General features: G+C 62.5%; 3 protein-coding genes and 1 tRNA gene. 3 read left to right on the forward strand and 1 reads right to left on the reverse strand.

The genetic code is table 11. The features are described from left to right. Together QZ638_RS23040 and QZ638_RS23045 are read left to right on the forward strand one after the other, a co-directional pair. Nucleotides 1-943: amidohydrolase (locus QZ638_RS23040; RefSeq protein ID WP_295815048.1), on the forward strand; the 943-nt coding region annotated here is incomplete at its 5' end. A gap of 87 nt (nucleotides 944-1,030) precedes the next feature. After that, nucleotides 1,031-1,107, forward strand: a tRNA-Arg gene (locus QZ638_RS23045). A 362-nt stretch (nucleotides 1,108-1,469) separates the two neighbouring features. On the opposite strand, the gene QZ638_RS23050 is transcribed toward QZ638_RS23045, so the two are convergent. After that, on the reverse strand, nucleotides 1,470-1,829 hold the full coding sequence (locus QZ638_RS23050) for a cupin domain-containing protein (RefSeq protein ID WP_295815052.1): 360 nt from the start codon (nucleotides 1,827-1,829) through the stop codon (nucleotides 1,470-1,472). 55 nt (nucleotides 1,830-1,884) lie between these two features. On the opposite strand from QZ638_RS23050, the gene QZ638_RS23055 reads away from it, so the two are divergent. Then, nucleotides 1,885-2,352 carry a MarR family winged helix-turn-helix transcriptional regulator gene (locus QZ638_RS23055; protein WP_295815055.1) on the forward strand — a complete coding sequence of 156 codons (468 nt, stop codon included), beginning with the start codon at nucleotides 1,885-1,887 and terminating at the stop codon, nucleotides 2,350-2,352. Nucleotides 2,353-2,995: the final 643 nt, after the last annotated feature.

Consider the following 2,995-nt stretch of genomic DNA (forward strand, 5'->3'; position numbering starts at 1 on the left):
GCTGCGCGCGGACATGGATGCCCTGCCGATGACGGAGATGACGGGCAAGCCCTGGGCCTCGATCGTGGCCGGCAAGATGCATGCCTGCGGCCATGACGGGCATACGGCCATGCTGCTCGGCGCGGCGAAATATCTTTGCGAAACACGCAACTTCAAGGGCCGCGTGGCCGTGATCTTCCAGCCTGCCGAGGAAGGCGGCGGTGGCGGCAACGAGATGGTGAAGGACGGGATGATGGAGCGCTTCGCCATCGAACGCGTTTTCGGCATGCACAACCTGCCGGGCCTCCCGATCGGCCAGTTCGCCCTGCGCCCCGGCCCGATCATGGCGGCAACGTCCGAATTCGTGATCACCGTGAAGGGCCGAGGCGGCCATGCCGCGATGCCGCACACGGTCGTCGACCCCATCCTCGCCGCAAGCCAGATCGTCACCGCGCTGCAAAGCATCGCCTCGCGCAATGTGCATCCGCTCGATTCGGTGGTGGTTTCGGTCACCAAGTTCCATGCCGGCGACGCCTTCAACGTCATTCCCGATTCGGTGGAACTGGCCGGCACCGTCCGCACCCTGAAGACGGCGGTGAACGCCGATGCCGAGAGCCGCATGCGCGCCATCTGCGCGGGCGTGGCGGCGGCGCATGGCGCGGAGGTCGAGGTCGAGTACGACGCCAACTATCCGGTGACGTTCAACCATGCCGGAGAAACGGCGTTTGCCGGCGCCGTGGCGAGCGAGGTGGCGGGCGCGGCCAATGTCGACACCGATATCACGCCCACCATGGGCGGCGAAGATTTCTCCTACATGCTGGAGGCCCGCCCGGGCGCCTTCATCTTCATTGGCAATGGAGACAGTGCCGCGCTGCACAACACCGCCTACGACTTCAACGACGACGCCATCCCGCATGGTGTGAGCTATTGGGTGCGGCTGGCCGAAACAGCCCTGGCCGCCTGACAACCGGGGCAGCCGCACCACGCACCGCCGCGCCCTGCCCATTTCATCTTGGCGAAGCGGCTTCATCACGTTATGAGGAGGTTCATCGGTCCCGTAGCTCAGCAGGATAGAGCATCAGATTCCTAATCTGAGGGTCACAGGTTCGAATCCTGTCGGGATCGCCACTCAATCTTCGTTGTCGATTGCCACGGCATTTGCCTTTTTGGGCGCTATCGTGCCCTTGAAAGAACCTTGCTGACCTATCTCCGGCAGCCGCTCAATCGCCTCAATGCGATGAGGAGGGGGACCGACGGCTTTTGCGCCTCTCAGGCGTGGCCGGGGTCGACCTTGATCAGAAGTTCGTCCGGCGATCGCAAAATTACCCTTCGAGCCCGCTCCAGCCGTTCATGCCACGCCTCATGAACGACTGTGCGCCGCATCCCGGTCGATCAGAGCTCCATCGCTTCCTCGAACGCCGACCTTTGCTGGAGCCCGATCAAGTGGTGCGCACGTGGTCGTTCGCATCGCTTGCAGGCTCTGCTTTCCGTCAGCTTCCCGTGGGGGATACCCCTGCATTCTCCATCATCAGCACGACCGACCGCTGCCTGGCGTGCGGGAAGTGCATAACGCCGCGTGGCACTGTGAATGCCTGCCCGGGCTTGAGGCTGACTGTGCGATCTTCCAGTTCGATATCGAGGTGGCCCTCCATGACGAGGAAAAACTCGTCGGTATCGTCATGCTTGTGCCAATGGAAGTCACCCTCCATTACTCCAAGGCGCACCCAGCTCTCGTTGACCTCGCAGAGCGTCCTGTTCCACCAGGGCCTGTGCTGTGCCCCGATGGCCGAGACGTCGAACGCCTCGCCCTTTGCAAACAGAATGCTGTCGGTCTCGATATCGTAGGCCATACGGAAAATCCTTCTCTGGTTGCAATAACATTAGTGCTAATGTAATGGCATGGCCATGACCAAAAAAACAACCCCCGGCCTGGGCGAACTCCTGCGTTACGTTGGCGAACTGGTGGAACAGGGCGGCGAGGAACGATATCGGGCGCTCGATCTCGAATATCGGGCGCGCTACACGCCGGTGATGCGCGCGCTCGCAGCGGGCGCCGAAACTGTCACGGAGATCGTGGCGCTCAGCCACCTCACCCAAGGTGCGATCAGTCAGTCGGTCAGCCTAATGTCGACGGATGGCCTGATCGGGCACCACCCGCTCGACGACGGCCGAAAGAACGGCATCCACCTGACCGAAAAGGGCAAATACGTGCTCGCCAAGCTCGAACCGCACTGGGAAGTGATCTTCCGCGCGATCGGCACGCTGGAGCATGAGGTCGGCTTCCCTCTCCTCCAGGCACTGCAGGATACGGCCAAAGCCCTTGAACGCAAGGGCTTCGCCGAGCGCTTGCGGGAGGCGGAAGATGACCGATAGGGCGCCCGCTACCAACTGGTTCGATCGGGGCGGGCGTGCCTACGCAACATTCCGCCCCGATTATCCGGCGGCCATATCGACATTTCTGGCCGGCATTGAGCCCGATACGGACGTTGCGGTCGATGTCGGGTGCGGGTCCGGGCAATTGACCCGGAAGCTCGCCGACCATTTTCGGAAGGTGATTGGGGTCGATCCGAGTGCCGAACAGCTCGCCCATGCGGTGCGCGACGAACGAACCGAGTATCTGTGCGCTCCTGCGGAGAGCCTGCCGCTTGCCGACGGCAGTGCAAGCCTCTTCGCGGCAGCCCAGGCCGCGCACTGGTTCGACTTGCCAAAATTCTACGCCGAGGTACGTCGCGTGGGACGCCGCGGATCGGTGGTCGCGCTGATCAGCTACGGCGTCCCGAGACTGGCGGACCCCGCCTTGCAGGATCGGTTCAAACATTATTACTGGCACGAAGTGGGTCCGTACTGGCCCGCCGAGCGCCGACTTGTCGACAGCGGATACGCCGACATCGACTTTCCCTTCGACACCATCGAAACGCCGCCGCTGTCAATCGACCGCCGACCATGTCGAAATGAGATCGGAAGAGCACACGTCTGAACTCCAGTCACTGCCATATCTCGTATGCCGTCTTCTGCT

This window comes from uncultured Nitratireductor sp. (assembly GCF_913053745.1).
Lineage (GTDB): Bacteria > Pseudomonadota > Alphaproteobacteria > Rhizobiales > Rhizobiaceae > Nitratireductor.